Source organism: Candidatus Nitrosopumilus sp. (genome assembly GCF_040878665.1).
GTDB lineage: Archaea > Thermoproteota > Nitrososphaeria > Nitrososphaerales > Nitrosopumilaceae > Nitrosopumilus.
On the sequence record NZ_JBBDLU010000002.1, the window covers coordinates 117579 to 143145 of the forward strand.

A 25567-nucleotide genomic window follows, 5' to 3' on the forward strand; every position below is an offset into this window, starting at 1 on the left:
CTTTATAAACACTGAATGACTAGTTTATTCGTAATACGATGGAAATTGATCAAGCACAAGAGCCTGATTATGACTCTGTAAAAATTGATTATGTTGGATTCGTTGACCCTTATGCTGTAGAGGGAATGGTTGTTCTAAAGGCTGACAATGGCAAAGAATTCCACATGCGTGCATTTTCTGGTGAAGTTGCAAAACATATCTCCAGTTTTGGTGATCGTGACGGTGAGGCGGCCCCATCTATTTACAAGATGATTGAAGAAATTTGTGAACAAAATGAACTAGTTCTGGTTAAAGTAAAAATCTACGAAAGTGGTCAAGTACTGCGAGCAAACTTGTATTTTACTGGTAAAAAAGACCTTGTATTAAGAAATTACAGGGCATCTGATGCTATGGCTCTAGGTGCATTTTATAATATTCCCATTTTGGTTAGAAAAAATCTATTAAAAGAAAGTATGGAAGCATAGAATTACAACATATGTGATTTGATTAGAATGGTTTTTCTTCTAGTGTGATAGAAGATTTTTGTGAATGAACAAGAACAATTGATGGATAATTTACTAAATGTGGATCTTGAAATTATCGATGTCGTAAGAGAATTACAACAAGAAAATTGGGGCTCTGAATCTATGAAACAACAAATTGGTGATTTACTTAAAATTCGTGATGAAATGGTACAACAACTAATGTCTCTAAAAGATGATGATCATGAATGTGGTTGTGGTCATGACCATTCACATGAATAACTAATCAAATTCATCCAAAAAACTCTCTGGAAACATTTCTTTAATTTTATTCATTTCTAATTTGTATTTCTTGACTTTTGTTTCTATTTCGTTTGTTTCATACCGTTCTATGTTTTTCTTTATTTTTTTAATCTGTTCTGATAGGGTTTTATACATAATCAAATATTCTGGAAATTTTTCAGGTAGTTTTTTCATTATCTAAATTAAATGCCACTCTTACTAATATTCATCATGAAAATTCTTATATTTTTATTAGTGCTGATCCCTGGATTGGGATCAATATTTGCAGATCCTGTTACAACGCAAACATTTTCTGAAAATAAAATTCATTATGTTGATGAACAAATTATGATTATGGCTGATATTTCAAACAATCAAGAAACACAGCAAAATTTTGCATATATTACACAAGTGAGAAATAATGACGATATTGTGATTTCGCTTTCTTGGTTAACTGGATCTTTGTCTCCAAGACAATCCTTTTCTCCTGCACAATCTTGGATTCCACATGAATCTGGAGTGTATCATATACAGGTATTTGTTTGGGAAAGCATCGATAATCCTAATGCGTTGTCCCCACCATTGTCTATGACTGTAAATGTAGTTGAAAGACACACCTAATTTGACTTTAAAATTGCTTCATAATTCGGCAAACTCATCATCTATCAGTTATAGCTTAGTTTGTTGGTTAATCATCAGCACTTTGTCTTTTAATTTCTAATGTATATTATTATTCAATATGGAAATCAGAACGTTTTTGATATGATTGTATCTATCTCATTCCATGGTCAATTTTGAAAAAATCTACCAACAAGTAGCTTTGCAAGTAATTCAGAGGTGTCATGGTGCAATTAAAATCACAAAACATGGAAAAATTATTGAAGTTTATGATACAAAACGTCATATTTGGAGTAATGGTTTGGCAGGACTGATTATTAAAGAAGAATGTCGTAATGCTAATCTGCGAGAATGGGAATTTGCCAATGTTCGCGGATATGTTATTAAGGAATTGCTTGGAAAATCAGAAAACTAGTATGCTACCTTTCTTATTAGATGTGGTTCTTTTAGCATAATTGTATCGTCTCTAATTGATGACAATTTTACTTGTTTGAGATTATAATTTGTTACAACTGTTAATGCCTCACATCTTGAACACAAAATTGTTTTTCCTCCTGATCTTTCTTCTCTCACAACGTTTTTTTCTAATCTGTCTTGTTTTTGACATGTAGGACAAAGTATTGGTTCTTTAGTAATTGTGATAATTTCTTTAATGAAAATGGTCTTTCCCATATGTGATTGATTAGAATAGATACTAAAGAATTGTACTGTTAATTGGTATCAGCAATCCATTTTGAATGTCAAACCGTTTTAATCATTCAAAATTAGAATGATTGGTATTCAGTATATTCCCAATCTAACCAATTAACACTATTTGGAGTTTTTTCTTGAAAATATATTTTTGTAAATTAATTGGCTTTTAGCAAATTTACAATACTTGTATGATTAAACATTGAATTTTGTTTTTACATATTTTTAACCTAACAAATCTCATTTTTTATTCACATTATTTTGAATCTTGATTGGTAGACTCAATTCAAGTATCTTTTACTGTACAATTGTCTGTATTTTGTTTAGTTTGTTATTTTATGACTATAGTTCTGTTTAGTATTAATTAATATAAAATTTATATTTTTACTATATTTTTATTGAAATAAATTGCATTAAATCTTAAATACTAATTTATCTTATAGTAATTGATGTCGTTAGTTGTAAAATCTGGCGATTAGATTGCGCTGCCCCGCAGAACAAAAGAGGCAATCAAACGTTTAGACGCTTGACCACGAGAGGGAATCTCTCAGAGTTCTGCAGTTAGGGGTATGCGCCTTATTTTCTTTTCAGATATTACATATGTCTAAAATTATGTAACAATCTCGTCTAATCGCCCTTCTTCTTGGGCACGTTTAATTTCAATGGCAATTCTTCGACCTACCCCAAATGTTTTTCCGTATTGATATTTTGTATATGGGCTCGTTGTTGCAACAATTGGATTTCCTGGAACTCTTAATGATACATCATACACCACTAATTCCAAATCTTTTGTAATCACACTTTGTAGTGAAAATGGTCCTATTATTCCTGGCGCATATTCTTTTTTTACTGCAGATACAAATTTGTCTCCCATTTTGATTACCTTTTCAAGCAATGATTCTCGGATACTTGCTGGAGTGTGGCCTACCTCAATATTTTGCAAATCTACGTCAATATCTAATTGTTGTTTTGCTGGGAGTGCATTATAATCATGAATGTTTGTTTGCAGTCTCCTTTCAATTCCAATAAAATCTACTTGATCTGAAATTGGCGTATGAAAGAAATTAAAATTCATATATGTTCCAATCGCTAATTCTTCAATACTTGCTTTTTGAAGATCTTTTCTTGCAATAACTCCCTGCTTAATTTTTTCTTCTGATTTGTCTACATAATCTTTGTATGATGAAACTGTAAAGAATGCTCTTTCAAGTGGTCTGTTTTTTTCTTGTACTTTGACAATACATGGTTTGTTAATTTGTTTTGGATCTTTGAATAATTTTGGATATTTTATTCTGGCTTTTTCCAAAAGATAGTATTGTCCTTTTTTTGCAGTTCTTTCTTCTGCTTGGAATAATTTCCTGTTTCCAAAAATTGGCACTTTAAATGAATTTTCAATTGTTTTGTATCCAAGATACACTGTAAGTGATCTGTGAGGAACAATGATTGTACTAGAATCTCGTAACTCTTTTTGATGTTTGGCTGATGCCATATCTTTGAATTTGTCTAAAACTGTAATCTCATCCGCAATACGTCCAAATCTTTGGTATGGTCCCTCTCGTCCTTTTTGACAAAAGACTCTAGTTTGAAAATCTTCATCTTTTGCACCATCCATTATTTCTAGTGCTGAGTGACTACCAAGAACGCCGATTTTCACATCTGAATAACCGTTGACTATTTTCTTAATCTCCGAACTTTTAATCACATTATGCCTAAATGTTGGGATCTAATATAGCTAATTTTTGATTAATCAGATCGATTGATCAATAGACTTTTTTCAATTAGTGTTTGATACAAACCATGCTGTATCACTTTGAACTTCAAATGCTTGGTGTGCTTATTCTTCCTGTTATGCTTGCTGCAGGTATTTTCATGTGGTTTAAGCGGAAAAAAACAACCCAAGAATTATCTAATACGGATAATACTGACTCTACAAACATCTAGTGTTAATTTTCTCTTTCTATCTAATACATAAAATACTCTGACGTTTAATGATTAATCGTTGAAACTAGTAATTGGAATAACTGGTAGTACTGGCGCAATCTATGGAGTTAGAATGCTTGAGACACTAAAAAAACTAAACGTTGAAACTCATTTGATAATGTCTGAATGGGGCGAAAAATGTATTTCGATGGAAACAGAGTATACTTCTGATTATGTAAAATCACTCGCAACACATACTTCTGATGAAAAAAATATGGCAGCAAGTGTTTCTAGTGGCACTCACAGAATTGATGGAATGGTTGTTGCTCCATGTAGCATGAAAACACTATCTGCAATCGCAAATGGTTATGATGATACTCTTGTATCCAGAGCTGCTAGTGTTACAATAAAGGAATCTAGAAAGTTAGTATTGATGGTTCGAGAAACACCTTTGTCTGCAATTCATTTAGAAAACATGTTAAAACTGTCTAGAATTGGGGTTATAATTTTGCCTCCAGTAACTGAATTTTATACCAAACCAAAATCAATTGACGATATGGTTAATCATGGTGTTGGAAAATGTTTGGATCAATTTGACATAGAACACAATTTATACCCTCGTTGGGGTACATTTTAGATTACTCTTGCCAAAGTTTTCTTTACAAAGAATAGTCAACGCAAAACGAGAGTTTGTATTTGAAGTTTTTTCTAATTTTGAAAACTATCAAAAATTATTTCCACAACATTTTCCATCTGTACGTGTACGTTCAATTCGTAACAATGTCTCAGTTGTAGAAGAATATCTGAACTTAGGTAGACAAGAATTATTAATTATGGCAAAACATGTCTCTGAGAATCCTGTGTCTCATGAGGTTTTTGTAATTGGTGGTGATATTAAAGGGAGTTATTTTAAACAGCAATTCATTGAACTTGAAAACACTACAAAAATTATCGTTGACGTTGATTTAAAATTCAAAGGAAAATCATTGATTTCTAGTATGTTTAGAAAAAATGACTATGAACAAGAGTATAGTAAGATTTTAGATGACTTTGTAAACATTATTGAAAATTAGTCTGATTTAATTTTTTTATCCTTGTTTGACTCGTCAATTTCGCCTTTGAATTCTTTGAGTTCTTGTTCTCCTTCAATCTTTCCTTTCTCAAACTCTCCCTTTGCTTTTCCAAATGTCTTTGCAAGCTCTGGAATTTTCTTTGCACCAAAAATTAATACTCCTATGACAATTACTATGATGATGATCTCAGTTCCTTGCATACTGCCTATTCTTTGATTTGAGATTTAAGTGTTAGACTTTTTACGTTCTTTACGCTCAATTACCGTCATACCTGCAATATAGAGTGCCATCATGGGAATTGAAACAAACCACATTGTTATGCCGCTACCATCAGGGGTGATTACTGCACCAAAAATTACAATTACTACAATTGCATATCTGATATTCTTTCTCCAAAAGCTTGAGTCTATTATTCCTGATGCAGATACAGCATACATTACAATCGGAAGCTGAAATGAAAATCCAAATGCCAATAAAAATTGTAAAACAAATGTAACAAAATCCATGATGTTGAGAAAAGTTACTAATCCTGCTGATTCTCCATATCTGTATAAAAATTCCAAAATATATGGAATCACAAAATAGTAAGAAAATACACATCCTGCAATAAACAATCCTAATGCTGGAAGAGAAATGCTTCTACTGATCTTAATCTCGTTCTCTTTTAACGCAGGTTTGATAAAACTCACTAATTCAATAATGATCACTGGCATTCCTATCACTATTCCAACTAATGCCGCAATGTACACTTGAGCAAAAAATGCTTGACCTGGCGCTGTTTGAATCAATTGTACGTTTTCTGGAACAAGATTTGTTTTCATATAATTTGTAATCTGGGCTGAAATATTGTTTAGTGGATCAAGTGTTGGATAATACAAAGTAATTTGTTCTATCTGTATTGGCTCTATATGCAATGATAAAAGACATGCAGTAACTATTCCAATAACTAATACTATTCTAATTATTCTTTTTCTTAATTCCTCTAAATGTTTACCAATATCTTCTAACTCTGCCATCTGATATCATTGTGTTTTAAACTATATCAATTATGTTGGAATTGGCAAGAGTTTTGATTCTGGAAGTCCTGCTGCTTTAAGTGCATCTGCAGTAATGCCCTCAAATTCTAAAGAAATGATTGCCTTCATGTTAAATTTTGATTCCATTTCTTTTGCCAATGACGCAATATCTTTAGCTGAGAAAATTTCTTTTGAACCTTTTAGGAATATTCTATCTCCTTTTTCCATATCTTTACCTCCAAATTTTCCTTGCAAGAAACTAGTGATTGTTGGTAATTCCTTTCTGTCAATATTGTTGTGGAAATAACATATCCCTCTAACTGATTCATAATCATATGCGGTTCCATGTCGATACATGAAAACTCCAATAAAATGAGCCTCATTCTCTGGCTCTCTCACACACTTGATTTCCCAATTTAGCAAATTCTTTTCATCATATGTGTATCCTGATAATTCATCAGAAGTGATTTTCCAATATCTCATTCTGCCTTTTGCCATGTATCCTATTGTAAATTATTCTGGTATAAATTCCAATATCTACACGACTAGACTTTCTGTCATGGTTCATCGTAAATCTGTGCAATTTTTTTATAACTTAAGGATATGTGCTGAATTCTACAAATATTGTTAAACTCGTGTCTAGTCAAATATTATTTTCTCTCACATAATTTTTTACACATTCGTGAATTGAATTTAAAATCAGATGCCTTTAAAATTACTATAAAAATATAAAATTATTCGGAAGATAGATTAACCTCACTTTTATTTTTAGATTTGTTAATGGCTTCTTTTATTGTTCACGTAACAATTGAAAATAAACCTGGTATCAGTGATCCTGAAGGCGATACAATTCTAAATGATCTAGTTCTAAAAGGAACTCATAAAATAGTTTCTAAAATCAAGGCCGCAAAGATGTTAAAATTCACAATTAAAGAAAAAGACAAAAAATCTGCCAAATTCAAGGTTCAAGAGATTTGTGATGAACTAAGAATATACAATCCCATGGTGAGTAAAGTTACAATAGACGTTTTTGATGCTGAGAAATAATCACATCTGATTTGGCAAGTACAAATCACACATCAAATGTTCTGGAAAATCAACAATAATCTCCGAAATTCTGATCGTAAAAACCATCTGATTAATCATAGGGTATTATAATCTCTCAATGCTAATACCATTGTGAAAGTTGGGGTTGTAGTTTTTCCTGGCAGTAATTGTGATCGTGACATGTATCATGTTCTAACTGATGTCTTTAATCTTGACGCAGAATATTTTTGGCATGAAAAAGGACTACCTAAAAATATTGATGCAGTTATTCTTCCTGGAGGTTTCTCCTATGGCGATAGACTTCGTGCAGGTGTAATTGCGGCTCACAGTCCAATAATCAAAGACGTACGAAAAATGGCTGAAAAAGGTATTCCTGTTTTAGGTGTATGTAACGGATTTCAAATTCTTGTAGAGTCTGGGTTACTTCCTGGGGTGTTACTCAAAAATCAATCTCTTAATTTTATGTGTGAATGGACAAACTTAGTTGTTGAAAATAATAAAACTGCATTCACTAATCAATTCAAACTCCATCAAAAAATCCCAATCCCAATCGCAAATGGCGAAGGTCGATATTATGCTGATGATGAAACTCTGAAAACTTTAAAGGAAAAAAATCAAATCGTGTTCAGATATAGTGAAGTTGTTAATGGGTCATCTGATAGAATTGCTGGTGTATGTAATGAAGACGGAAATGTTGTTGGAATGATGCCTCATCCTGAAAGAGCTGTAGAATCTGAAATTAATCCAATTGATAACAAACCCTCTTCCCTTATCTTTGAATCGTTGTTGACAAAAATAGGTGTGGGTAATTGAGTTTAGAAGAACAAGAATTATCTGAATTAAAATCAAAAATTGGTAGAGATCCAACATCGACTGAATTACAGATTGTAGCTGCTGAATGGTCTGAGCACTGTTCATACAAATCATCTAAAAAACATCTAAAAATGCTTCCAATGAAAGGTCCACTTGTAATTAATGAAAAAGGATATGATTCTGGTGTTTTAGATGTTGGTAACGGATATGTTATAACTGCACATATTGAAAGTCACAATCATCCATCTGCAGTAGAGCCTTATGGTGGTGCTGCAACAGGTGTCGGTGGAGTAATACGAGATATATTATCTGCAGGTACTAGACCTATTGCAATCTTTGATGGATTACGATTTGGAAATATTGAAAAAGACATACATGCAAGATGGCTTTTTAAAAATGCTGTAACTGGAATTGCAGATTATGGGAATTGTTTGGGAATTCCAACTATTGGAGGAGAAGTAGAATTTGATGAATGCTATCAAAACTATGCTCTAGTTGATGTTGCCGCAATAGGCTTTGGGAAAAAAGAAAATTTGATAAAAAACCATGCCACAAAAGATGACTTGGTTATATTGCTCGGGGGTTCAACTGGAAGGGATGGCATTGGCGGTTCTCAATTTGCATCTGATTCTCTTGAATCTGAAGATCGTTCTGCTGTCCAAATTCCTGATCCTTTCATTGAAAAACTAATCATTGAAGCGGTTTTGGAGGCAAGAAATCAAAAATTGATTCATGCAATGAAAGATCTTGGAGGTGGTGGATTGTCTTGTGCAATTTCGGAAACTGCTGATGCATTAGAAATTGGTATAGAAATGGATGTTGCCAAAGTCCACACTCGTGAATCTGATATGCGTCCTGATGAAATCATGGTGTCTGAATCTCAGGAAAGAATGTTGATTATAACTAGCAAACCTAAATTTGAACAATTAAAAGATATTTGTAAGAAATTCCACATTAGCTGCTCTGTAATTGGTCACGTGACGTTTGATAATCAAATGCATGTGAAAAAAGGCAACAAAACATTTGCTAATCTTCCTACTGATGTAGTAGCAAATGCAACCTTGCTTGATTTACCTTCATCAAAACCTTCCTATCTGAAAACTATTGAAGCTGAAAAAAAATTCAAACCTATACTTGATTACTCTAAAGTTATGATGAAATTACTTGCTTCTCCAAACATTGCAAGTAAGCTTTGGGTTTATGGACAATTTGATCATGAAGTTGGAATTCGAACTGTGGTAAAACCTGGGCGAGATGCATCAGTATTACGATTGGATAATGGAAAATACCTCTCTGCAAAAATTGATGGAAATCCAAAACATTGCTACATCAATCCTCGTGAAGGGGCAATCGGATGTTTTGAGGAAGCGTGCAGAAATGTTGTTTGTACTGGTGCTACTCCAATTGGCATGCTTGACCATCTTCAATTTGGAAACCCAAAAGACCCTGAAATTTTTTGGACATTTTTAGAATCTCTGAAAGGTTTGACTGATTTTGCAAAATATTTTGATATCCCATGTGTTGGAGGAAAGGTTAGTCTGTACAATGAAACTCCTGCAGGTTCGATAAAACCTACTCCTGTAATTGGAGTGTTGGGACTGATTGACAAAAAACCCTCAATTCCTCAAAAGATTTCATCTTCTGATTGCCTAGTTATTGTAGGTGATACTAAAAATGAGTTGGGTGGCTCTGAGTTCTTTGAATACATTCACAATTTTGTAGGTGGCAAATGTCCCTCTGTTGTTTTCGAAGATTCAAAGAAAAATATGACTGCGGTATTGGATGCCATTAAAAATAATTTGGTCAAAGATGTACATGATTGTTCAAAAGGAGGATTGGCAATTGCAATATCTGAAATATGTATGATAAATCAAATTGGCTGTAATGTTTCTCTAGATAAAATACCTGGCGAAAAGATGGATGTTGATAGAATTTTATTTTCTGAAAGTCATTCTCGCTATCTTTTATCTTTGGAGAAGAAAAATCTAAAAAAACTTGAAACTTTTCTTAAAGAAAATCATATCTCATTCAAGGAGATTGGTCAATTTGGTGGAGATGTAATTCAATTTACAAATGGCGCAAAGACAGTTGTAGATCTAAGAGTTGATAAAGCGCAAAAAACTTGGTTAAATTCGTTAAGGGATTTGATGCTTAATGGTTAAAGAAAATTGTGGCGTTGTTGGAATTTACAGTTTATCTGGAACTAATGTCGTTCCTATGGTCTTTGATGCTTTACGTGCATTACAACATAGAGGACAAGAAGCTTGGGGATTTGCAGTTCCAAACAAACTTCCGTTTAAAAAAGTAGGACTGGTTTCACACTCTTCATCTGATTTTAAAAAAATTGCTCAAGAATATGCTTCCCCATGTGTTATTGGACATGTTCGATACTCTACAATGGGCACTAGTACTCTGGAAAATGCACAGCCATTGAAAGTAAAAGATCTCTGTATTGCACATAATGGCACAATTGCAAATGCTCAAGAACTATCTAATTTAGTTGGTGGATGTTCTTTTACTCCTCAAAACGCGAGTGACACACTTGTTGCAGCACAAAGACTTGTTTCATTAATTTCTGAAAATGGTGATATGGGTAAAGCGTTATCTATTCTTAAAAATGAGATGGTCGGATCTTATTGTTTTACATTTATTTCTGATGATAATTCTGTTTATGCAGCACGTGATCCTAAAGGATTTCGTCCTATGGTTTTAGGATATAAGGAATCTGATGATACATACATTGTAACTTCTGAATCGGCCGCAGTTACTGCAGTTGGTGCAATACTTCAAAGAGATGTAGTTCCTGGAGAACTAATTAAATTAAGTAAAAGTGGATTGGAGACTGAATTATTTTCAAGTGATCCTTCTCGTGCACACTGTTCTTTTGAATTTACTTACTTTGCACATCCTTCAAGCAAAATGGAAGGACATAACATATACGTTTCAAGGAAAAAAATTGGACAATTAATGGCAAAGAAATTCCCAATCAAAGATGCTGATTTGGTAATTCCTGTACCTGATTCTGCAAGGCCTGCGGCACTAGGCTATGCACAAGAACTTGGCATATCTTTTGATGAAGGTTTACTAAAGGACAGATATAGTAAGAAAGGTCCATTGAGAAGTTTTATTGAACCTCATCAAAGTGACAGAGTTGAAATAAATCGCTGGATAATTCCGATTAGTGAAATAATTAAAGACAAACATGTTGTAGTAATTGATGATAGTCTGGTTAGAGGTACTAGTTCCAAAGCTATTATCAAGGCTCTTCGTCGTGCAGGTGCCAAAAAAATTAGTATGTTAATTACATATCCTCAAATTAATTATCCGTGTTATGCTGGAATTGACTTTCCTTCTCAAGAAGAACTTGCTACATTCACCAATGGGAAAACTATGACTAGTGATGAGATTACTGAGATGGTTAGACAAAGTATAGGTGTTGACTTTTTAGGATATAATGATGCTGATAATTTAGCTAATGCAGTTGGAATTCCAAAAGACTCCATGTGTTTTACGTGTTCTTCTGGAAATTATGATTCGTTGGGAATAAAACCTGATTTTACTAAACGCGAACAAGTCAAAGCCACAAATTAAATTCAATTTATTTCAGGTTTAATTAAATATAGTTTGAAATATTCTATTGCTATGCAAGCAATCTGGAATGATGTTATAATTGCAGAAAGTGATGATACTGTGGCAGTGGAAGGAAATCATTATTTTCCATTTGATTCAATCAAACAAGAGTATTTCCAAAAAACTGAACTGACTACTGTTTGTGGTTGGAAGGGAATGGCCAATTATTATTCTGTAGTTGTGAATGGAAAAACTAACAAAGATTGTGCTTGGTACTACGCTGAACCTAACGAGGCTGCTGAAAAAATCAAAGGTAGGATTGCATTTTGGAATGGCGTTAAAGTACAATAATCATTCTTAATTATCTGAAAGTCTATAGAGAATCTGTGAAGCAGTATACAATAATTATCGGTGTCGGTGTTATGGTAATTGTAATCATGACAATAGTTTTTGGCATGGATATTTTGAAATTATCTATATCTACTCAAGAATATGATATTTTCGTTGATCCTATATTGGACAAACAAAACATGTTTGTTATGGGTCGTGTTACTATCCAAAACACTGGCTCACAATCATTGACAAATGTTCGTGTGAATTTTGGAGGGGGAGATACACTAGATTTGGGAACTTTGAAATCTGGACAAAAAATAATAGTTTCACCTCCCCCTGAAAACTCTATGGAATTTGTAATGGTTAGTGCCGATAATGCTATTTTTGTAAACAAAGCATACCGTGAAATGCCTAAAATGGTTGGAATGATGGGTTCTTGAAACCCCTCATGTGGTTCTAATTCTCGTCGATTTTTTTATTATATTCATCTATTTCTAAATTATATTTTTCAATCTCTTCATTATCTCTATCACTATCTGCTTCAAAAAGTTCAGGATTTTCTTTTTGAGCTTTTCTCATAAGTTCTTTGAATGTGCCAGGATCACTTTTTTGAAGTTCTAATAGTATTTTTCCTATTGATTCATCTAGATTACTCATATGTTGGGTATCCAATGGTGGGTATTTTTGAATATCTCTCTCAAGGCTATGTATTGATTTCAGAATTTACGATACTTGTTTCAATTAAATTCTGATTTAATATCGTGTTCGAAAATTTAGATTATTTGGATATCTTAATCAACACAATTCTGCTCATTCAGAGGCTGATGTTTTAGTTTATCCATACTCTTAATATGACTGCAAGCATACTAATCAAAAATCAAGTAAAAATGCACACAGAAATCCTTAAAATTAATCCAAAAAATCCACAACTTTCAAAGATAAGACAGGCTGCTAAAGTAATAAAATCTGGAAATCTTGTCGCATTTCCAACAGAAACAGTATATGGTCTTGGAGCAAATGCATTAGATTCACGTTCAGTCAAAAAAATATTTGTTGCAAAAGGTAGACCGTCAGATAACCCGTTAATCGTTCACATTTCAGATATTTCAGATCTGAAGATGTTAGTAGATCACATCCCAAACACTGCACATAAATTAATTGCCAAATTTTGGCCAGGACCTCTCACATTAGTTTTGAAAAAATCAAAAATAGTTCCAAAAATTACTACTGGTGGAATCAACACAGTTGCAATAAGAATGCCTGAAAACAAAATTGCACAAGCATTAATTCGTGAAACTGGTGTGCCTATCGCAGCTCCTTCTGCAAATATTTCTGGAAGGCCAAGCCCCACCATAGCAAAACATGTCTTTGATGATCTGGGTGGTAAAATTAACATGATACTTGATGGCGGTAAAACAAAAATCGGAATAGAATCCACAGTGATTGATCTTTCTAGAAAACATCCATCATTGTTAAGACCAGGAGGCATATCCTTAGAACAATTACAATCTCTTATTGGTAAAATTGCACTACCTTCATCTATACATGAAAGAAAATCAAAATTAATTCATCGTTCACCTGGTATGAAATATAGGCATTATTCTCCAAATGCCAAAATAATTCTAATTGAGGGTTCAAAAGATAAAGTAAAAAACAAAACTCTGCATCTTTTGGCGCAATTCCAAAAACAGGGGAAAAAAGTTGGGATAATGAGTATTTCCAATACAAAATACAAATCAGACATGACTGTTTTTCTAGGAAATAAGTTAGATGTGCTAGCTGCTAACTTGTTTAACACATTTAGAGAATTTGATGTAAAAAAAATAGATGTAATCCTTGTACACGGTATAAATCGTAAGGGGTTAGGTCTTGGAATAATGAATAGACTCGAAAAAGCTGCCTATAAAAAGATCAAAATCGACTGAATTTAAGATAAACAAGATACAAACAAAACATGAAATTAAAATAAACTTCTCTTATGAGTATTATATCATAATTCAGTGCCCTAGCAGTTAAATTCTGTCAAAATTAATCATAATTAGTTGAAGTTTCTTACAAGTGGTAAAGTAAAGGATCTTTATGAAGTGGATGAATCTAGTATTTTATTCAAATTTTCAGACCGGGTTTCTGCATTCGATGTTAAATTCAAACAAGATATTCCACGAAAAGGTGAAGTTCTTTGTAAATTTGCAGAATTTTGGTTCAATGAATTATCGGTACCAAATCATTTTGTGAAACGAGCATCTGATACTGAGATTGTAGTAAAAAAGATGAAAATGTTACCAATAGAATGTGTCGTTCGAGGTTATTTTTATGGTAGTTTGGTTAGCAGATGGAAAAAAGGTGAAGTCATATTGCCTGAAGGAACTAATACTATACTAGCTGCCAAATTGCTGGAACCAATATTTGATCCTACTACAAAATCTGAACATGATGTTCCAATAAACAAATCAAAAGCACTAGAGATGAATTTAGTTACAGAAGAACAATATGTTTGGTTGGAGCAAACTTCAATTGATATCTACAAAAAAATGGTCAAAATCGTAGATGCTGCAGGATTTATCTTGGCTGATTTAAAATTAGAATTTGGATTATTAGATGGAAAAATCACATTAGGTGACTCGATTGGTCCTGATGAATATAGACTGTGGCCTAAAGACTCATTTGAGATTGGAAAAATTCAAGAAGCATATGACAAGCAACTACTCCGTGATTGGTTAACCGCTAATGGATATCAAAAACAATTTGATGATGACCGTGATGCAGGACGTGAACCCACTCCTCCTATAATGCCATTTGAATTAATTCAAAAAATGACTCAACGATACATAACTGCATACGAGAAATTAACTAGAAATACTCTTTAACTCTCTCTAAATTGATGAATCATGGGAATTGAGGACAAAACAGAAATTGAAACATTAATGGATATTGTAATCAATCAAATTCCGTCGTATGTGAATATGGTGAACTCTGAAAATTGGGATGTACATTTAGCTGATTGTATACTTGGAATGGTTTACCATTCATTTGTTGCAAAATCTACTGACTATCTAAAAAATAAACTAACTGACACTGGACAAGAAAGTACTGCCGAATCAACTTTTGAAATGATGAATTTAGTATCCGATGTATTCAATGATAAATTGGCAGTCATCAAACAAGCAATTGTTTCTTCATTGAATTCTTAATCTACGTACACTGTCTTCTCTCAACTCGAATTACATTTTTTATGATTTATGATGTGGTGTATTGATGGCAATTTTTTGACATAATTTTCTAATTTTTCTTTTTTTGTATTTTTTAATTTTTTTTAAAACCGTTCCAATAATTTTTTTACTTGTACAATAATTATCATATCGCTATCAATAATATTGAATGCATTACAATGTATCTCGTACTGGTTACTGTATTTTTGATAACGGTATCACATTTATGCAAGTAAACAAAAATTGATGCGATTAGACAAAAAATATGATACATGGATCTTTTAGATCGCTTTGAGACGTAGTTTTGTATGTCTACCCTACTAGAAAAGCAAATCATAGTTAATCGTACCGTTACAACAAGTATTGGTCAGGCACGTGCAATTGACGACCCTGCACGAGCTAAAATTGTGGAAATTCTTTATCATCAGACACTATCTGCTGATCAGATTTCTACTGCCCTTAAAAAAACAGGATACAAAAAAGCACTAACTACTGTTCGTCATCATTTAGAAATTCTAAAAGAATCTGGATTGATTGAAATTGCAAGAATTGAAGAATCTCGTGGCGCTATTACAAAATTTTATAGCACCTCAACTAAACTATTGGATTTTCAGATTCCTAAAGACTTTGATTCAACATATTCCAAAGTGATTACTAACACTTCTACAAAAATTGAAAAAATCCTCAAAGGATTATCACCAAAAACTGGCAAATCAAAGGGTAAAAAATCTGAAGACTACTCACAATACTTGGTCATGGAGATTATGAATAGAGCAATGACTAATGTTCTTGAAAAATCCAATACAAAATAGTCTTTTGAGCAGAAAATGACAACACAAACTAACTTCATGCGATCAAACAAAAATTTGATCTGTGTTACAAAATATGTGAAAAATTCTCAAAAATTACTATCTGTCTTTGTACCTCAAAAGGTATTGTTACTAATACTGTGAGATGAAAATTAATGGATGAAAAAATAATAAAGTTGTTTTCAGAAAAAAATCTGGTTTTTGTTGCAACAATTATGAAAGATGGTTCTCCGCAGGTGTCTCCTGTTTGGGCAAACTATGACGATGGATATGTTTTGGTTAACACTGCTGAAGGAAGAATAAAGCACAAAAATATTTTACGTGATCCTCGCGTTGCAGTATCTGTTGTATCAAAAGATAATCCACTTGACATGACTACTTTTCGTGGTGTTGTACAAGAAATAATTCCAGATTATGATTACACACATGCAGACAAGCTTACCCGGCAATACATGAATAGAGAACACTATCCATTCAAGCAAGATAATGAAAAACGAATAACTCTAAAAATTAAACCCCATAAAGTTTTTGTTTTACCTGAATTAAAGATGTCAGAGTAGAAATTTAATATGTTTCTAAATTCGAATTTAGAAATATAATTAAATCAATATAAAAAATTAGAAAAAAGATAGCGGGACAGCTTAACGACGACGTTTAGCTGCCTTTCTCTTTGGAGCGGCTCTGCGTTTAGCTGCCTTTCTCTTTGGAGCTGCTTTTTTAGCTGCAGTTCTTCGTTTTGGAGCGGCTCTGCGTTTAGCTGCCTTTCTCTTTGGAGCTGCTTTTTTAGCTGCAGTTCTTCGTTTTGGAGCGGCTCTGCGTTTAGCTGCTGCCTTTCTCTTTGGAGCGGCTCTGCGTTTAGCTGCCTTTCTCTTTGGAGCTGCACTACCTGCATTCTTCCTTCGAGTTGCTGCTGCCTTTCTCCTACGACTTGCTGCTGCTTTTAATGCCTCGTCTGCTGCTTTAGCTGCATTTCTCTTTCGAGTTCTTGCTGCTTTTTTAGCTGCTTCGGCTCGTTTGGCTTTGGATGTTGCCATGGTATTTTTCAAAAATCATGTGTGTTATATGGTAAAAGTCACACATTACTATGCAAACCATAATAAAATTTGACACATTTTTTGTTTTTACAAAATATCGATCAACAGTTTGTTATGCAAATAGATGCAGTATCTACAGTCGATTGTTCTTTTTGTGGTCTAATGATAATCTTGTATTGTTTTTCTTCATCAAATGGAATATCAAATTGTGTTGTTCTCTGTATTGGTTTGTTTGGCTCTAATGTTTCTAAAAATAAATCACTTGGCGAAAATTCTCCAAATACTGCTTCGTGCTTTTGTTCTTTTTCATCAACAATGTAAAATTGTCCTCCTGAAATGATTGTTGCATCACTGCTGATGTTTTTTGCATTAATTCCAATCATCACAAATGTGTTTTCCGGCATTTTTTCTTTATTTCCTTGATGAGTTCCTTCAAATGTTATTATATACTCCACAGGCCCTACTTTTACCATCTCTCCTTCAACTGATTCGATATAATTTGCTTGATACTGAGTATAGGCGTATATCCCTGCAGCCATTGACGCAATTATTGCACCAAATACCACAACAATTCCAAGTCCTGTCATGATTACTGTGAAATATTTTGATATATAGTTGAAACGCCTCTATAATGGTAAAAATACGTCTAAACTTCTGGATTAATTCATCTAATTACATGTTAATGCTGTATTTGTGACTTTAAGAGTTAACTCAACGTATCTTGTATGATTTTAGTATCTGTAAATTGTCTAAATTGTTTGATTTTATTTCCTTGCATGTGATACACATGTGAAAACGGAACATCAAAATCCTTACCTGTTTTTGAAATTCCTTGATATTTTCCGATAACTGTTACATGATTTTTTGATTCAATGTATTCCTCAGGAATTGCATGAAATTCCTCAAAATTTGATAACATATTTGAAAAATAATCCTCAAAAATTGCTTTTAGACCAACATATTTCCCGCCATGAGGCATACCTTTCAATGTATTCCATTCTATGGCTTTATCACACACTTGACTGATGGTTTGCATATCCTTATTTTTAAAGGCGATATAGAATTTTTTGATCAATTCTTTATTTGACATAATGTATTCTAATCCATCATAAATTAAACACTTTCACCAATCATCTGATCACAATACTGTTTATTTTTGATGTTTTATGGCCCTTTTTTTAGGGGTTGAGCTTTTACGCACGACTATAATAGTTTGGGGATGTTTAGATGGGAGAGCTTGGTGGAATTAGTGTTGCCTTTCACCTCTAGGCACAAGTGTCATACCCCCCTCCAAAATACCCATTTTTGAAAATTTCATAATGTGACTAAACTACATATTTTTCAGGGGGGGTTTAACGCCTAGGCGTATTATCCCCAAATTGATTATTTTGCTAAATTTTGTAAAAGCATTGTGATTTCATCCATGATTTGAGAAAATAAACTTGATGTGAATAATCTGAATTGATCAAAGAGGTTGTTAGTTGACTCAAATGATTCGTTTATTGTAGTTTCACTAATCTGCAAAACTGTTTTTATCACATTTTTTTATGTTGTTGTTTTGATTTTACTGGATGGATGTGCATTTGAACACACATTTTATGTCAAATAAGGGGGGGGGGTTTTTAGAAAAAATATTGCCAAATAATGCCCCGTTGTCGATCCTCTGATTGACTATTCTGTTACGTTCATTGTTGTTTCAATTCTCCCTGGATTGTCTTTACAATGAAATGCACTGCTAATACTAATCCCATCACTTTGAATAAATTATTCATGTAATTGTACCTCTGTTTTCTCATACGTGTCCAAAATTTCATCTATCATTTTGATTATATTCAATTCTGAATCAACTCCAATTTTGTTGTTGCATTTTCAAGCCTGAGTTTTCTGATGTTAATACTGACATTAATCTCAAAATTCTTTGTAGTATGTTTGAATAAAATATCACAAATATTCATTTTACAAACACCATCAAGGTTGCTATAACTGTCATAACAAAAACCTTGTTTTTTGAAGCCTTGAATCTGAGAATTTGACTTTCCATGAAACCTGCTTTTGGTTTGCATGTTGTTGTGAGTTTTGTTGTAAGTTTTGTTGTAAGTTTTGTTGTAAGTTTTGTTGTAAGTTTTGTTGTTTTCATACTATACAATGATGAGTTTTTGATATAAGGTCCGCGTAGAACTGATAAATCATCTATTTTTTTAAAATGTCTTCATAAGAAATCTTGCTGTTTTATCATGTTTTTCAGAAACTACATCTATTGCATCTAACATCGTTTGTTGATTGATGTTTTCCTTATCATCTAATACCAAATACACACCTATTTTCTGTTTACCATCTTCTGTGATCAATTTACTGATTACTTGTATTGAATAACAAAAATCTGCAACTTTTTTTTCAAACTTGTTTTTTTCCTCACTACTGAATCTCAGATATCTTTCGATTTGGTTATTCTTCATCACTACTTTTGAACCTATTACTAGTATTCCTAGCTGTCCTTTTGGTTCAAATATGTCTACTGGTACATCGTATTTGCCTGCATGTTTGACTAGAATTTGAAATATGCTTTCAGGATTTTTTACTTCCTCAAAAGAAAGTCCTTCGTGAATTACCCATCTTTCAACACTATCTCGCATTTTTGACATATTCATATTATGCAATTTAGGCTAGTTCTATATGATTTTAATTCTAATGATTACGCTGATAATTTTTTAATATTTCTAAATTCGAATTTAGAAATATTAATTATCTTTACTAGTTAAACAATACGTATCAAATATTTACGTTGAATCCTGATTCGATACCTGGAATTGATGCTGTTACAAAAATATTGAAAATAATGCCAATTATCATGAACACCATCCCCAAATACAGACAATTTTTAGCTTTATTTGGATCATCATGACGCAGAACAAAAAATGCTATGACTCCACCAATTATTCCAAAAAATATTGGTAACAAAAACCATGTATTACTTCTTGATTTTATTGGGTAAGACATTGTTTTTACTGTTATTTTGCAACTATTGTTTTTTTCTGTAATTGGGTGATCTCTATTTCTACTGTTTCCAATGGATCTTCTACTTGATTGCGTCTAATTGAGAACATTTTGGGTTTTTCAAAGTCTTCTGTACAATCTGGACATGCATAAACTAACACTCTATGTTCGTTAGGGGCTTTTGGATTAGACAGTCTTGGGTAATACACAAGTCTTGCTCCACAATCTACACAATATCTGTTGGCCCTCCTAGTTCTGACCAATGTAAACCTCCTGCATCATTCTATGTATGCGATCATCTATTAGATCTATGTTGTCTAATAGTGTAAACCAATTACTAACAACCGATCAATATTTCTAAATTCGAATTTAGAAATATTAAAAATCTGATATGAATTATCATATAAGATTGAAGAAAAGTAATATTTCAAAACTCGAGTTTAGAAATAAGAAGCGCCTCCCACCAGACTTGAACTGGTGACCAACCGGTTAACAGCCGGTTGCTCTACCACGCTGAGCTAGGGAGGCACACGATTGTACCTTGACAAAAGTGATTTAATCTTTGCGACGATTCAATTTAGACTGAAATTCATTATACTATCAATTGAATTTGGCAAAGAATTCTATAATTTCTTTTGAATGATTTTCAACTAATTCGATGATTTCAAGATGTTCGTCAGGTGTTGGTTCTCTTTTGTGCACTATTTGAAACGCACTAAGTGCGGAACCCACCATTTCTCCTACAAAAAAGCCACACAAGAAATCCCCAATGTTTGCACAGTTCCATGTTTCACCTATTCTAGGTGAAGCTCCTGCTGACTTGTATAGTTCTAATGTTTGTTGAATCAAGTCTGTTGTTTGTTTTGCAAATTCAGGATCTAGAGTCATGGAATGAAAATAGGTTTTACTTTTCTATACCTTTTTTCTTTTCAAAAGAATAGATACCATCAAGAAATACTCTATGATCTTTGTCTTTTACTTTAGTTTTTAATTCGATGTTAGCTGCAGTTTGTGTAATGTCTGTCCATACTTCTCCTGTAAGGATGACATCTTCCCCTTTTGGAACTACTTTAGTATTTCCAACAATATGTGTGATTCTTGCTGAACGTTCCCCTTGAAAGTTTTCGATTAGAATTTTCTTTCCTTCTATTTTCACTGTAATTGGAAAATGTGCATAAACTACTTTCATTTTAATTGTATATCCTGTAATCAAGCCTTCACAAATGTTTCTGATAATTGATCTAGCAGTATGTAAAATTGCGTAATCTCTTTTTTTTGTGTCAATTGATTTTAGTAATACTTTACCATCTTTGATCTCAATGTTCACTGGTATGGCACGAAAGTTTTTGAATGTCTTGCCTAGCGGTCCTACAAATTTTAACATGTGATTGTTCAAAGTGACAGTAACTCCCTCTGGAATTACTACTTCATCTTGGAATTTTTCAATTTGACTAGTAGACATAACCTATCAAAAATCCTCCAATTCCTTTTTCTGATGCTTCATGATGTGACATCACACCTTGATTTGTAGTAACTAAAAGCATACCTCTATCATATGCTGGTAAATATTGTTGCTCCCAACTATTGAATTCGTCATTTTTTACTTTGAATCTTGGTGATATTGCCCCACATTTTGTTATTTTTGCTAATAATTTTATTTTGAATTTTCCGCCTCTTTTATCATCAATATGTTCAAACTCTCCAATGTATCCATCTTTTTGGAGTGTCTTTAGAACCTCTATGCCAAGTTTTGAAGTTGGAAGAATTATGCAATCTCCCTTTCTTCTTGCTTCATTATTGTATAGTGTTACAAACAAATTTGCTAATACGTTAGTTGCTGGCATTATATCTCACTTATTTTTCCTGAACCCTAAAGATGTTGCTACTTCTCTAAAACATCGTCTGCATAACATTAAATCGTATTTTTGAATAACTGCGGTATAGTCTCCACATCTCTTACACCATCTTGAACCTCTTCCAAAATCATGTTTCTTTCTTCCTGTGGCTTCATATGATCTATCTTTTGCCATTATGTTATTGTCACTCCAAATTCTTTTACTAGATAATCCTTTGCTTCTTGATTTTTAATAACATGTTTTTTTCCAACTCTTGCTTTGTGTTTACTTCTAGTTCTGACTCCGTATCCTGGTCTGGTAAGTGTAATTGAAATTCCTAATCCTAAAATTCCTATCTGTGGATCATATTTTACACCTGGAATGTCTATGTGTTCTTTAATTCCAAATGAATAGTTTCCAAAATTATCAAATGACTTGCCATTAACTTTGTGTCCTTTTGCTTCAAATAATCTTTTAGCTAATTCTATTGCATCTTTTCCTCGCACTGTTACGGCTGCACCTATTGGCTCTCCTTTTCTAACTCCCCAATCTCTCTGTGTTTCTTTTGCATTACGCGCAGATGATTTTTTTCCTGAGATTTGATCAAGTGCTTTTCTTGCAATGGTGATCACATCACCTGATTTTCCTACTCCCATATTCAGTACAACTTTCTCTAAAGAAATTTTCTTCATTGGGGATTCTGTTATTTGAGACATATGATCACTTTAATTGAATAACTGGCTCCTCTTTTCCAATCGGCATAATAATGTCTGCAGGTATCTCGATTTTTTTGTCTCCTAATGAAAGAATCACTCTTTTTGGAAGGATGAATGTTCCTTCTTCAACAGTTTCAATTTTACCAATTCGTCCTGTATTATTTCCACGTGTAACTAGTCCTTGGCATCCTGGCTCTAATTTTATTATTTCAAGAATTTTTTGCTCTGGAATTTGTATAAGGCAAGTGTCTCCAACGTTTATTTTACTATCAGAAATTGTTGAACGTCCGTCGTGAAACCCAATTTGTAATTTTCCTTTACTAATTGTAGTTTTACTAATCACTCTTACAAGTTTTTTTGTTTTTTCTGATTCTTTGATCTTTATTGGTTTGAGAAGCTTGTCTTCAGCTGGAACAAGACGATAAACATCTGAAACGTTTTCTAATTCCACTACATCCATTAATCCAATTGCATGATGAAGTGATTTCCTTACAACTCCATCTATTTTTACACTGCCTGAATAAATTGCAGATTTTGCTTCTCTAAGGCTTGTAACTACTTTTAACATGTCTCTTAGAAATACTGCAGTTGGTATGGAATAACTTTTTTTGTGTGGGCCTGGTCTTACTGTAACTACAAATCGACTGTCTTTTCTGCCAATTCCCCAAAACTGTGGAGCCATTTGACGTTTGAGTTTTTTACTACCTGAAATGCTTACCATTATTCATCCTTTTCCTCTTTTTTGGTTTTTTCTACTTTTGTTTCTTTAGGAACTTGTTTAGTTGATTCCTCTTTCACTGTTTCTGCTTGTGTTTTTGGTTGTTTTCTTGGATCTTTTCCTTCTAGTTTTAAAATTCTCCACTTATCATTAGTGTTAAGTGAAGTCACTATTAGATTTGATGTGTGAATATATACATCAAATTTATCTCCTTTTGTTTTTTCTTTCTTTACTCCATCAATTGCAACACTATTTTTTTGTGTAGATATTTTTGATATTTTGCCATCCACTCCTTTGAATTCCCCTCTTAGGATTTTTACGCTGTCTCCTTCTATTACTCTGACGCTTCTTTTGCCATATTTTTTATGAAGTTCTTTTGATAATGGACTTGCAACTTGTTTACTTTTTGTTTGGAAAGTTGCTTGATAAATCAAATTGTTACGCATTTTTGTTGGTTTCATTTTGTTATACCACCATTGATGCCAAGTTAGCTACTCTTGGCCATTTTTCTGAAGCTTCTGCTGCTACGGGTCCTTTAATGTCTGTACCTTTTGTTTCTCCTTCAGGAGTGATTAATACTGCTGCATTATCTTCAAAACAAACTCTCACACCATTTAATCTGCGTACTGCATATTTTTGTCTAATGATAACTGCGCCATAAACCTGTTTTCTTAATTCTGCCGGTCCTTTCTTTACTACAACATTACAAAAGTCCCCTACTGATGCTGATGCAAGTCTAGATGATCTTGTGTGGTGTCTTGGAACATTAATTATTTCTAATGTTTTTGCACCTGAATTATCTGCACATACAATATTTGCACCGACTGGAATTGCTTTGGTGACATACGGACGAAACTCTTCTACTCCTTTACCTGCTTGTTTTGCCATTATTCTTTAACCTCCACAACTACATATGATACTGATTTTGAGATCGGTCTGCATTCTGCAGTTAAGACATGATCCCCTTCTTCCACATCGATACAACCTGGTACATGTGCATGAATAGTACTTGTACCTCTTGCATATCTTTTGAATTTACTAAAATAAATTGGTGCATCTTTTTGTAATGTAATTGTCTGTTTTGCTTTATTTCCTGTTACTTTACCGTCGAATAGCTTTCCTCTAATTGATAGACCTCCGTGGAATGGACAATGTTTGTCTTCACATTCTCTTTTTGGTTCCTTAACTTTTAATCCTATATTTTGAGTCATGCTTTACCTCCAATTCTATCAAAAGGTCTTTTTGCAATACTCGTTCCTTTTACTATTACGTCTTTACTCTCAATTGAAAATTTCCAACTATTAGTAGATTTTGCAATTTGTTTCAAGCCATTTATTGTATTTATTGTAAACATGGATTTTGTTTCATTAACAATTCTTCCATTTAATCCTATTACTTGTGGATTGCTTGATTCTATGATCTCAGTATCCAATCCTATGAATTCGTGTGCTGTTATGTTATTTACAGTGATCATTTTTTATTTTTCATCTCATTTACTCTTGTTAACATTCGTGCAATATCGTGACGAATTGGTTTTAGTTTGCCACTTTCTTTTCTAAGTGTGCCTTTAGAAGCATCAATTCTTAGTTTAGCAAGTTCACTTCGTGATTCTTGAATTTTACTTTGAATATCTTTCTCATTTAACTGTCTGATTGTCTTCATGCTGAGTCTGGTCATTTGAGTCTCTCCTCTTCTTCTTCTAATGTTTCAAGCTCTTTCATTTTTTCCTCTTCAATTGCAATTTGTTCTGATTCTGTTCTTGCTTTGGTTTCTGCTGCAGTTTCATCCCTCATCTTTCCGGTATTTTTGTCTTGAATTTGTGCTTTCTTTTTGACTTTCTCATCTCTCATTTCAAATTCTGGGATGAGTTTTTCTTTTCTAGCTATTCTTATTCTAATTCCAATTAATCCCATTGGGGTTTGTACATGTGCGATGTCTTCATCAACAATGATTTCTGCATGATGTCCTGCTCTTGGTAAAATTCCTTGAGTATGTTTTTCAAATGCTGAACGATCCCCTCTTAATTTACCTGAAATTGTAATTTGTACTCCCATTGCACCTCCTTCCATTATTTGTTTTAATGTCCACATTGTTGCTCTTCTAAATGCCGTTCCTCTTTCTAGATGTGCTGCCATTCTGTTACACATTACACTTGGAGCAAGTTCTGGCTTTTCAATTTCAACTACTGATATCTGTGGATTTTTTAATCCAAAATCTGTTGCAAGTGTATCTGTTAATGATCTTATTCCTGATCCTTTTCTACCGATAACTATTCCTGGTCTTGTTACATGTAGTGCTACTCTTGTTCCAACTGGAGTTTTTGAAATTTCCGCATGTGAAAAACCTGCGTCTTTGATAGCTCCTCTAAGATAATCTTTAAGCAACATCATGTTGTAGTTGTCTTTAATTACATTTTTTACTGCTGACAT

At 33.1% G+C, this 25567-nt stretch carries 44 protein-coding genes and 1 tRNA gene; 18 read left to right on the forward strand and 27 right to left on the reverse strand.

The window, feature by feature from the left end; all coding sequences use genetic code 11:
* Positions 1 to 38: 38 nt before the first annotated feature.
* Together WDZ98_RS01925 and WDZ98_RS01930 are read left to right on the forward strand one after the other, a co-directional pair.
* Entirely contained in the window at positions 39 to 464 is a 426-nt protein-coding gene (locus WDZ98_RS01925) for a bifunctional nuclease family protein (protein ID WP_368058110.1), read from the forward strand.
* Between the two features lie 60 nt (positions 465 to 524).
* Positions 525 to 743: a hypothetical protein gene (locus WDZ98_RS01930; protein ID WP_368058108.1), complete on the forward strand. Its 219-nt coding sequence runs from the start codon at positions 525 to 527 to the stop codon at positions 741 to 743.
* On the opposite strand, the gene WDZ98_RS01935 is transcribed toward WDZ98_RS01930, so the two are convergent.
* Complete coding sequence (locus tag WDZ98_RS01935) at positions 744 to 938, reverse strand: hypothetical protein (protein ID WP_368058106.1); 195 nt, start codon at positions 936 to 938, stop codon at positions 744 to 746.
* 36 nt (positions 939 to 974) lie between these two features.
* Here WDZ98_RS01935 and WDZ98_RS01940 point away from each other — a divergent pair, with 36 nt between their 5' ends.
* Positions 975 to 1364 carry a hypothetical protein gene (locus WDZ98_RS01940; RefSeq protein WP_368058104.1) on the forward strand — a complete coding sequence of 130 codons (390 nt, stop codon included), beginning with the start codon at positions 975 to 977 and terminating at the stop codon, positions 1362 to 1364.
* 163 nt (positions 1365 to 1527) lie between these two features.
* Positions 1528 to 1776, forward strand: a complete 249-nt coding sequence (locus WDZ98_RS01945) for a hypothetical protein (RefSeq protein ID WP_368058102.1) — start codon at positions 1528 to 1530, stop codon at positions 1774 to 1776.
* On the opposite strand, the gene WDZ98_RS01950 is transcribed toward WDZ98_RS01945, so the two are convergent.
* Together WDZ98_RS01950 and WDZ98_RS01955 are read right to left on the reverse strand one after the other, a co-directional pair.
* On the reverse strand, positions 1773 to 2033 hold the full coding sequence (locus tag WDZ98_RS01950) for a hypothetical protein (protein ID WP_368058100.1): 261 nt from the start codon (positions 2031 to 2033) through the stop codon (positions 1773 to 1775). The genes WDZ98_RS01945 and WDZ98_RS01950 overlap by 4 nt on opposite strands.
* A gap of 628 nt (positions 2034 to 2661) precedes the next feature.
* Positions 2662 to 3753 (reverse strand): DUF1297 domain-containing protein, encoded by a 1092-nt coding sequence (locus WDZ98_RS01955; RefSeq protein WP_368058098.1) that lies wholly within the window; start codon positions 3751 to 3753, stop codon positions 2662 to 2664.
* A gap of 95 nt (positions 3754 to 3848) precedes the next feature.
* Between WDZ98_RS01955 and WDZ98_RS01960 the strand changes: the two genes are divergently transcribed.
* From WDZ98_RS01960 to WDZ98_RS01970, 3 genes are read left to right on the forward strand one after another with little or no spacing between them, the layout of a single operon-like run.
* On the forward strand, positions 3849 to 3992 hold the full coding sequence (locus WDZ98_RS01960; protein ID WP_368058096.1) for a hypothetical protein: 144 nt from the start codon (positions 3849 to 3851) through the stop codon (positions 3990 to 3992).
* A gap of 58 nt (positions 3993 to 4050) precedes the next feature.
* Complete coding sequence (locus WDZ98_RS01965; RefSeq protein WP_368058094.1) at positions 4051 to 4608, forward strand: UbiX family flavin prenyltransferase; 558 nt, start codon at positions 4051 to 4053, stop codon at positions 4606 to 4608.
* 7 nt (positions 4609 to 4615) lie between these two features.
* Positions 4616 to 5044, forward strand: coding sequence for an SRPBCC family protein (locus WDZ98_RS01970; RefSeq protein ID WP_368058092.1), 429 nt, complete (start codon positions 4616 to 4618; stop codon positions 5042 to 5044).
* Here the strand turns inward: WDZ98_RS01970 and WDZ98_RS01975 are convergent.
* From WDZ98_RS01975 to WDZ98_RS01985, 3 genes are read right to left on the reverse strand one after another with little or no spacing between them, the layout of a single operon-like run.
* Positions 5041 to 5244 (reverse strand): twin-arginine translocase TatA/TatE family subunit, encoded by a 204-nt coding sequence (locus WDZ98_RS01975; RefSeq protein ID WP_368058090.1) that lies wholly within the window; start codon positions 5242 to 5244, stop codon positions 5041 to 5043. The two genes, WDZ98_RS01970 and WDZ98_RS01975, sit on opposite strands and share 4 nt — an antisense overlap.
* Positions 5245 to 5268: 24 nt before the next feature.
* Complete coding sequence (tatC, locus tag WDZ98_RS01980) at positions 5269 to 6060, reverse strand: twin-arginine translocase subunit TatC (RefSeq protein ID WP_368058088.1); 792 nt, start codon at positions 6058 to 6060, stop codon at positions 5269 to 5271.
* Between the two features lie 30 nt (positions 6061 to 6090).
* Positions 6091 to 6558, reverse strand: coding sequence for a hypothetical protein (locus tag WDZ98_RS01985; protein WP_368058086.1), 468 nt, complete (start codon positions 6556 to 6558; stop codon positions 6091 to 6093).
* Positions 6559 to 6840: 282 nt separating this feature from the next.
* Here WDZ98_RS01985 and purS point away from each other — a divergent pair, with 282 nt between their 5' ends.
* From purS to WDZ98_RS02015, 6 genes are all read left to right on the forward strand, one after another.
* The gene (purS, locus tag WDZ98_RS01990) at positions 6841 to 7107 is read left to right on the forward strand and encodes a phosphoribosylformylglycinamidine synthase subunit PurS (RefSeq protein WP_368058084.1); all 267 of its coding nucleotides are present in this window, start codon (positions 6841 to 6843) and stop codon (positions 7105 to 7107) included.
* A gap of 132 nt (positions 7108 to 7239) precedes the next feature.
* The gene (purQ, locus tag WDZ98_RS01995; protein WP_368058082.1) at positions 7240 to 7920 is read left to right on the forward strand and encodes a phosphoribosylformylglycinamidine synthase subunit PurQ; all 681 of its coding nucleotides are present in this window, start codon (positions 7240 to 7242) and stop codon (positions 7918 to 7920) included.
* On the forward strand, positions 7917 to 10082 hold the full coding sequence (purL, locus tag WDZ98_RS02000; RefSeq protein WP_368058079.1) for a phosphoribosylformylglycinamidine synthase subunit PurL: 2166 nt from the start codon (positions 7917 to 7919) through the stop codon (positions 10080 to 10082). The genes purQ and purL overlap by 4 nt, the downstream gene beginning before the upstream one ends.
* The gene (locus WDZ98_RS02005; protein ID WP_368058077.1) at positions 10075 to 11511 is read left to right on the forward strand and encodes an amidophosphoribosyltransferase; all 1437 of its coding nucleotides are present in this window, start codon (positions 10075 to 10077) and stop codon (positions 11509 to 11511) included. The genes purL and WDZ98_RS02005 overlap by 8 nt, the downstream gene beginning before the upstream one ends.
* A gap of 51 nt (positions 11512 to 11562) precedes the next feature.
* Complete coding sequence (locus WDZ98_RS02010) at positions 11563 to 11841, forward strand: DUF427 domain-containing protein (protein ID WP_368058075.1); 279 nt, start codon at positions 11563 to 11565, stop codon at positions 11839 to 11841.
* A gap of 35 nt (positions 11842 to 11876) precedes the next feature.
* Positions 11877 to 12263 carry a hypothetical protein gene (locus WDZ98_RS02015; protein ID WP_368058073.1) on the forward strand — a complete coding sequence of 129 codons (387 nt, stop codon included), beginning with the start codon at positions 11877 to 11879 and terminating at the stop codon, positions 12261 to 12263.
* A gap of 16 nt (positions 12264 to 12279) precedes the next feature.
* Here the strand turns inward: WDZ98_RS02015 and WDZ98_RS02020 are convergent, their stop codons facing one another.
* Complete coding sequence (locus WDZ98_RS02020) at positions 12280 to 12480, reverse strand: hypothetical protein (RefSeq protein WP_368058071.1); 201 nt, start codon at positions 12478 to 12480, stop codon at positions 12280 to 12282.
* Between the two features lie 194 nt (positions 12481 to 12674).
* Between WDZ98_RS02020 and WDZ98_RS02025 the strand changes: the two genes are divergently transcribed.
* The 5 genes from WDZ98_RS02025 to WDZ98_RS02045 all read left to right on the forward strand — a co-directional run bounded on the left by WDZ98_RS02025 (position 12675) and on the right by WDZ98_RS02045 (position 16401).
* On the forward strand, positions 12675 to 13748 hold the full coding sequence (locus WDZ98_RS02025) for an L-threonylcarbamoyladenylate synthase (protein ID WP_368058069.1): 1074 nt from the start codon (positions 12675 to 12677) through the stop codon (positions 13746 to 13748).
* A gap of 117 nt (positions 13749 to 13865) precedes the next feature.
* Positions 13866 to 14690, forward strand: coding sequence for a phosphoribosylaminoimidazolesuccinocarboxamide synthase (gene purC, locus WDZ98_RS02030; RefSeq protein ID WP_368058067.1), 825 nt, complete (start codon positions 13866 to 13868; stop codon positions 14688 to 14690).
* A gap of 21 nt (positions 14691 to 14711) precedes the next feature.
* Positions 14712 to 15014 (forward strand): hypothetical protein, encoded by a 303-nt coding sequence (locus WDZ98_RS02035; RefSeq protein WP_368058066.1) that lies wholly within the window; start codon positions 14712 to 14714, stop codon positions 15012 to 15014.
* A gap of 326 nt (positions 15015 to 15340) precedes the next feature.
* Positions 15341 to 15844: a helix-turn-helix domain-containing protein gene (locus WDZ98_RS02040; protein ID WP_368058064.1), complete on the forward strand. Its 504-nt coding sequence runs from the start codon at positions 15341 to 15343 to the stop codon at positions 15842 to 15844.
* A gap of 152 nt (positions 15845 to 15996) precedes the next feature.
* On the forward strand, positions 15997 to 16401 hold the full coding sequence (locus WDZ98_RS02045) for a PPOX class F420-dependent oxidoreductase (protein ID WP_368058062.1): 405 nt from the start codon (positions 15997 to 15999) through the stop codon (positions 16399 to 16401).
* Between the two features lie 81 nt (positions 16402 to 16482).
* Here the strand turns inward: WDZ98_RS02045 and WDZ98_RS02050 are convergent, their stop codons facing one another.
* From WDZ98_RS02050 to WDZ98_RS02145, 20 genes are all read right to left on the reverse strand, one after another.
* Entirely contained in the window at positions 16483 to 16875 is a 393-nt protein-coding gene (locus WDZ98_RS02050) for a histone (protein WP_368058060.1), read from the reverse strand.
* A gap of 101 nt (positions 16876 to 16976) precedes the next feature.
* Positions 16977 to 17462 carry a DUF4352 domain-containing protein gene (locus WDZ98_RS02055; RefSeq protein ID WP_368058058.1) on the reverse strand — a complete coding sequence of 162 codons (486 nt, stop codon included), beginning with the start codon at positions 17460 to 17462 and terminating at the stop codon, positions 16977 to 16979.
* Between the two features lie 119 nt (positions 17463 to 17581).
* Positions 17582 to 17965, reverse strand: coding sequence for a nuclear transport factor 2 family protein (locus WDZ98_RS02060; protein WP_368058056.1), 384 nt, complete (start codon positions 17963 to 17965; stop codon positions 17582 to 17584).
* An 861-nt stretch (positions 17966 to 18826) separates the two neighbouring features.
* Entirely contained in the window at positions 18827 to 19012 is a 186-nt protein-coding gene (locus tag WDZ98_RS02065) for a hypothetical protein (protein WP_368058054.1), read from the reverse strand.
* Between the two features lie 61 nt (positions 19013 to 19073).
* Entirely contained in the window at positions 19074 to 19523 is a 450-nt protein-coding gene (locus WDZ98_RS02070) for a DUF2299 family protein (protein WP_368058052.1), read from the reverse strand.
* A gap of 121 nt (positions 19524 to 19644) precedes the next feature.
* The gene (locus WDZ98_RS02075; RefSeq protein ID WP_368058050.1) at positions 19645 to 19872 is read right to left on the reverse strand and encodes a hypothetical protein; all 228 of its coding nucleotides are present in this window, start codon (positions 19870 to 19872) and stop codon (positions 19645 to 19647) included.
* A gap of 11 nt (positions 19873 to 19883) precedes the next feature.
* A complete protein-coding gene (locus tag WDZ98_RS02080; RefSeq protein ID WP_368058048.1) occupies positions 19884 to 20132 on the reverse strand; it encodes a hypothetical protein in 249 nt (82 codons plus the stop codon).
* Between the two features lie 191 nt (positions 20133 to 20323).
* A tRNA-Asn gene (locus WDZ98_RS02085) sits at positions 20324 to 20397 on the reverse strand.
* 72 nt (positions 20398 to 20469) lie between these two features.
* On the reverse strand, positions 20470 to 20757 hold the full coding sequence (locus WDZ98_RS02090) for a hypothetical protein (RefSeq protein WP_368058046.1): 288 nt from the start codon (positions 20755 to 20757) through the stop codon (positions 20470 to 20472).
* A gap of 16 nt (positions 20758 to 20773) precedes the next feature.
* Positions 20774 to 21331, reverse strand: a complete 558-nt coding sequence (locus WDZ98_RS02095) for a 50S ribosomal protein L6 (protein WP_368058044.1) — start codon at positions 21329 to 21331, stop codon at positions 20774 to 20776.
* On the reverse strand, positions 21321 to 21713 hold the full coding sequence (locus tag WDZ98_RS02100; RefSeq protein ID WP_368058042.1) for a 30S ribosomal protein S8: 393 nt from the start codon (positions 21711 to 21713) through the stop codon (positions 21321 to 21323). Before WDZ98_RS02100 ends, WDZ98_RS02095 begins: the two co-directional genes overlap by 11 nt.
* A gap of 6 nt (positions 21714 to 21719) precedes the next feature.
* On the reverse strand, positions 21720 to 21899 hold the full coding sequence (locus tag WDZ98_RS02105; protein WP_008300270.1) for a 30S ribosomal protein S14: 180 nt from the start codon (positions 21897 to 21899) through the stop codon (positions 21720 to 21722).
* Positions 21899 to 22420 (reverse strand): 50S ribosomal protein L5, encoded by a 522-nt coding sequence (locus WDZ98_RS02110; protein ID WP_368058040.1) that lies wholly within the window; start codon positions 22418 to 22420, stop codon positions 21899 to 21901. Before WDZ98_RS02110 ends, WDZ98_RS02105 begins: the two co-directional genes overlap by 1 nt.
* A gap of 4 nt (positions 22421 to 22424) precedes the next feature.
* Positions 22425 to 23141 (reverse strand): 30S ribosomal protein S4e, encoded by a 717-nt coding sequence (locus WDZ98_RS02115; protein ID WP_368058038.1) that lies wholly within the window; start codon positions 23139 to 23141, stop codon positions 22425 to 22427.
* On the reverse strand, positions 23141 to 23599 hold the full coding sequence (gene rplX / locus WDZ98_RS02120; protein ID WP_368058036.1) for a 50S ribosomal protein L24: 459 nt from the start codon (positions 23597 to 23599) through the stop codon (positions 23141 to 23143). Before rplX ends, WDZ98_RS02115 begins: the two co-directional genes overlap by 1 nt.
* Before the next feature lie 4 nt (positions 23600 to 23603).
* Complete coding sequence (locus WDZ98_RS02125) at positions 23604 to 24026, reverse strand: 50S ribosomal protein L14 (protein ID WP_368058034.1); 423 nt, start codon at positions 24024 to 24026, stop codon at positions 23604 to 23606.
* Positions 24026 to 24349, reverse strand: coding sequence for a 30S ribosomal protein S17 (locus WDZ98_RS02130; RefSeq protein ID WP_368058032.1), 324 nt, complete (start codon positions 24347 to 24349; stop codon positions 24026 to 24028). The genes WDZ98_RS02125 and WDZ98_RS02130 overlap by 1 nt, the downstream gene beginning before the upstream one ends.
* Positions 24346 to 24612, reverse strand: coding sequence for a ribonuclease P protein component 1 (locus tag WDZ98_RS02135; RefSeq protein ID WP_368058030.1), 267 nt, complete (start codon positions 24610 to 24612; stop codon positions 24346 to 24348). Before WDZ98_RS02135 ends, WDZ98_RS02130 begins: the two co-directional genes overlap by 4 nt.
* Positions 24609 to 24815: a 50S ribosomal protein L29 gene (rpmC, locus tag WDZ98_RS02140; protein ID WP_368058028.1), complete on the reverse strand. Its 207-nt coding sequence runs from the start codon at positions 24813 to 24815 to the stop codon at positions 24609 to 24611. The genes WDZ98_RS02135 and rpmC overlap by 4 nt, the downstream gene beginning before the upstream one ends.
* On the reverse strand, positions 24812 to 25567 hold the full coding sequence (locus tag WDZ98_RS02145) for a 30S ribosomal protein S3 (protein WP_368058026.1): 756 nt from the start codon (positions 25565 to 25567) through the stop codon (positions 24812 to 24814). Before WDZ98_RS02145 ends, rpmC begins: the two co-directional genes overlap by 4 nt.

Coding starts and splice junctions, on each gene's coding strand:
- WDZ98_RS01935 (WP_368058106.1), bottom strand. CDS start 938: ATGAAAAAACTACCTGAAAAATTTCCAGAATATTTGATTATGTATAAA.
- WDZ98_RS01940 (WP_368058104.1), top strand. CDS start 975: ATGAAAATTCTTATATTTTTATTAGTGCTGATCCCTGGATTGGGATCA.
- WDZ98_RS01950 (WP_368058100.1), bottom strand. CDS start 2,033: ATGGGAAAGACCATTTTCATTAAAGAAATTATCACAATTACTAAAGAA.
- WDZ98_RS02045 (WP_368058062.1), top strand. CDS start 15,997: ATGGATGAAAAAATAATAAAGTTGTTTTCAGAAAAAAATCTGGTTTTT.
- WDZ98_RS02110 (WP_368058040.1), bottom strand. CDS start 22,420: ATGTCTCAAATAACAGAATCCCCAATGAAGAAAATTTCTTTAGAGAAA.
- WDZ98_RS02100 (WP_368058042.1), bottom strand. CDS start 21,713: ATGCCAGCAACTAACGTATTAGCAAATTTGTTTGTAACACTATACAAT.
- WDZ98_RS02055 (WP_368058058.1), bottom strand. CDS start 17,462: ATGACAGGACTTGGAATTGTTGTGGTATTTGGTGCAATAATTGCGTCA.
- WDZ98_RS02125 (WP_368058034.1), bottom strand. CDS start 24,026: ATGGCAAAACAAGCAGGTAAAGGAGTAGAAGAGTTTCGTCCGTATGTC.
- WDZ98_RS02070 (WP_368058052.1), bottom strand. CDS start 19,523: ATGAATATGTCAAAAATGCGAGATAGTGTTGAAAGATGGGTAATTCAC.
- WDZ98_RS02010 (WP_368058075.1), top strand. CDS start 11,563: ATGCAAGCAATCTGGAATGATGTTATAATTGCAGAAAGTGATGATACT.
- WDZ98_RS02035 (WP_368058066.1), top strand. CDS start 14,712: ATGGGAATTGAGGACAAAACAGAAATTGAAACATTAATGGATATTGTA.
- WDZ98_RS02090 (WP_368058046.1), bottom strand. CDS start 20,757: ATGACTCTAGATCCTGAATTTGCAAAACAAACAACAGACTTGATTCAA.
- WDZ98_RS02095 (WP_368058044.1), bottom strand. CDS start 21,331: ATGTCTACTAGTCAAATTGAAAAATTCCAAGATGAAGTAGTAATTCCA.
- WDZ98_RS01960 (WP_368058096.1), top strand. CDS start 3,849: ATGCTGTATCACTTTGAACTTCAAATGCTTGGTGTGCTTATTCTTCCT.
- WDZ98_RS02025 (WP_368058069.1), top strand. CDS start 12,675: ATGACTGCAAGCATACTAATCAAAAATCAAGTAAAAATGCACACAGAA.
- WDZ98_RS02020 (WP_368058071.1), bottom strand. CDS start 12,480: ATGAGTAATCTAGATGAATCAATAGGAAAAATACTATTAGAACTTCAA.
- WDZ98_RS02145 (WP_368058026.1), bottom strand. CDS start 25,567: ATGTCAGCAGTAAAAAATGTAATTAAAGACAACTACAACATGATGTTG.
- WDZ98_RS02130 (WP_368058032.1), bottom strand. CDS start 24,349: ATGACTCAAAATATAGGATTAAAAGTTAAGGAACCAAAAAGAGAATGT.
- WDZ98_RS02135 (WP_368058030.1), bottom strand. CDS start 24,612: ATGATCACTGTAAATAACATAACAGCACACGAATTCATAGGATTGGAT.
- WDZ98_RS02105 (WP_008300270.1), bottom strand. CDS start 21,899: ATGGCAAAAGATAGATCATATGAAGCCACAGGAAGAAAGAAACATGAT.
- WDZ98_RS02005 (WP_368058077.1), top strand. CDS start 10,075: ATGGTTAAAGAAAATTGTGGCGTTGTTGGAATTTACAGTTTATCTGGA.
- WDZ98_RS02115 (WP_368058038.1), bottom strand. CDS start 23,141: ATGGTAAGCATTTCAGGTAGTAAAAAACTCAAACGTCAAATGGCTCCA.
- WDZ98_RS01945 (WP_368058102.1), top strand. CDS start 1,528: ATGGTCAATTTTGAAAAAATCTACCAACAAGTAGCTTTGCAAGTAATT.
- rpmC (WP_368058028.1), bottom strand. CDS start 24,815: ATGACCAGACTCAGCATGAAGACAATCAGACAGTTAAATGAGAAAGAT.
- tatC (WP_368058088.1), bottom strand. CDS start 6,060: ATGGCAGAGTTAGAAGATATTGGTAAACATTTAGAGGAATTAAGAAAA.
- WDZ98_RS01985 (WP_368058086.1), bottom strand. CDS start 6,558: ATGGCAAAAGGCAGAATGAGATATTGGAAAATCACTTCTGATGAATTA.
- WDZ98_RS02075 (WP_368058050.1), bottom strand. CDS start 19,872: ATGTCTTACCCAATAAAATCAAGAAGTAATACATGGTTTTTGTTACCA.
- purS (WP_368058084.1), top strand. CDS start 6,841: ATGGCTTCTTTTATTGTTCACGTAACAATTGAAAATAAACCTGGTATC.
- rplX (WP_368058036.1), bottom strand. CDS start 23,599: ATGAAACCAACAAAAATGCGTAACAATTTGATTTATCAAGCAACTTTC.
- WDZ98_RS02050 (WP_368058060.1), bottom strand. CDS start 16,875: ATGGCAACATCCAAAGCCAAACGAGCCGAAGCAGCTAAAAAAGCAGCA.
- WDZ98_RS02065 (WP_368058054.1), bottom strand. CDS start 19,012: ATGAAAACAACAAAACTTACAACAAAACTTACAACAAAACTTACAACA.
- WDZ98_RS02060 (WP_368058056.1), bottom strand. CDS start 17,965: ATGTCAAATAAAGAATTGATCAAAAAATTCTATATCGCCTTTAAAAAT.
- WDZ98_RS01925 (WP_368058110.1), top strand. CDS start 39: ATGGAAATTGATCAAGCACAAGAGCCTGATTATGACTCTGTAAAAATT.
- WDZ98_RS01975 (WP_368058090.1), bottom strand. CDS start 5,244: ATGCAAGGAACTGAGATCATCATCATAGTAATTGTCATAGGAGTATTA.
- WDZ98_RS02040 (WP_368058064.1), top strand. CDS start 15,341: ATGTCTACCCTACTAGAAAAGCAAATCATAGTTAATCGTACCGTTACA.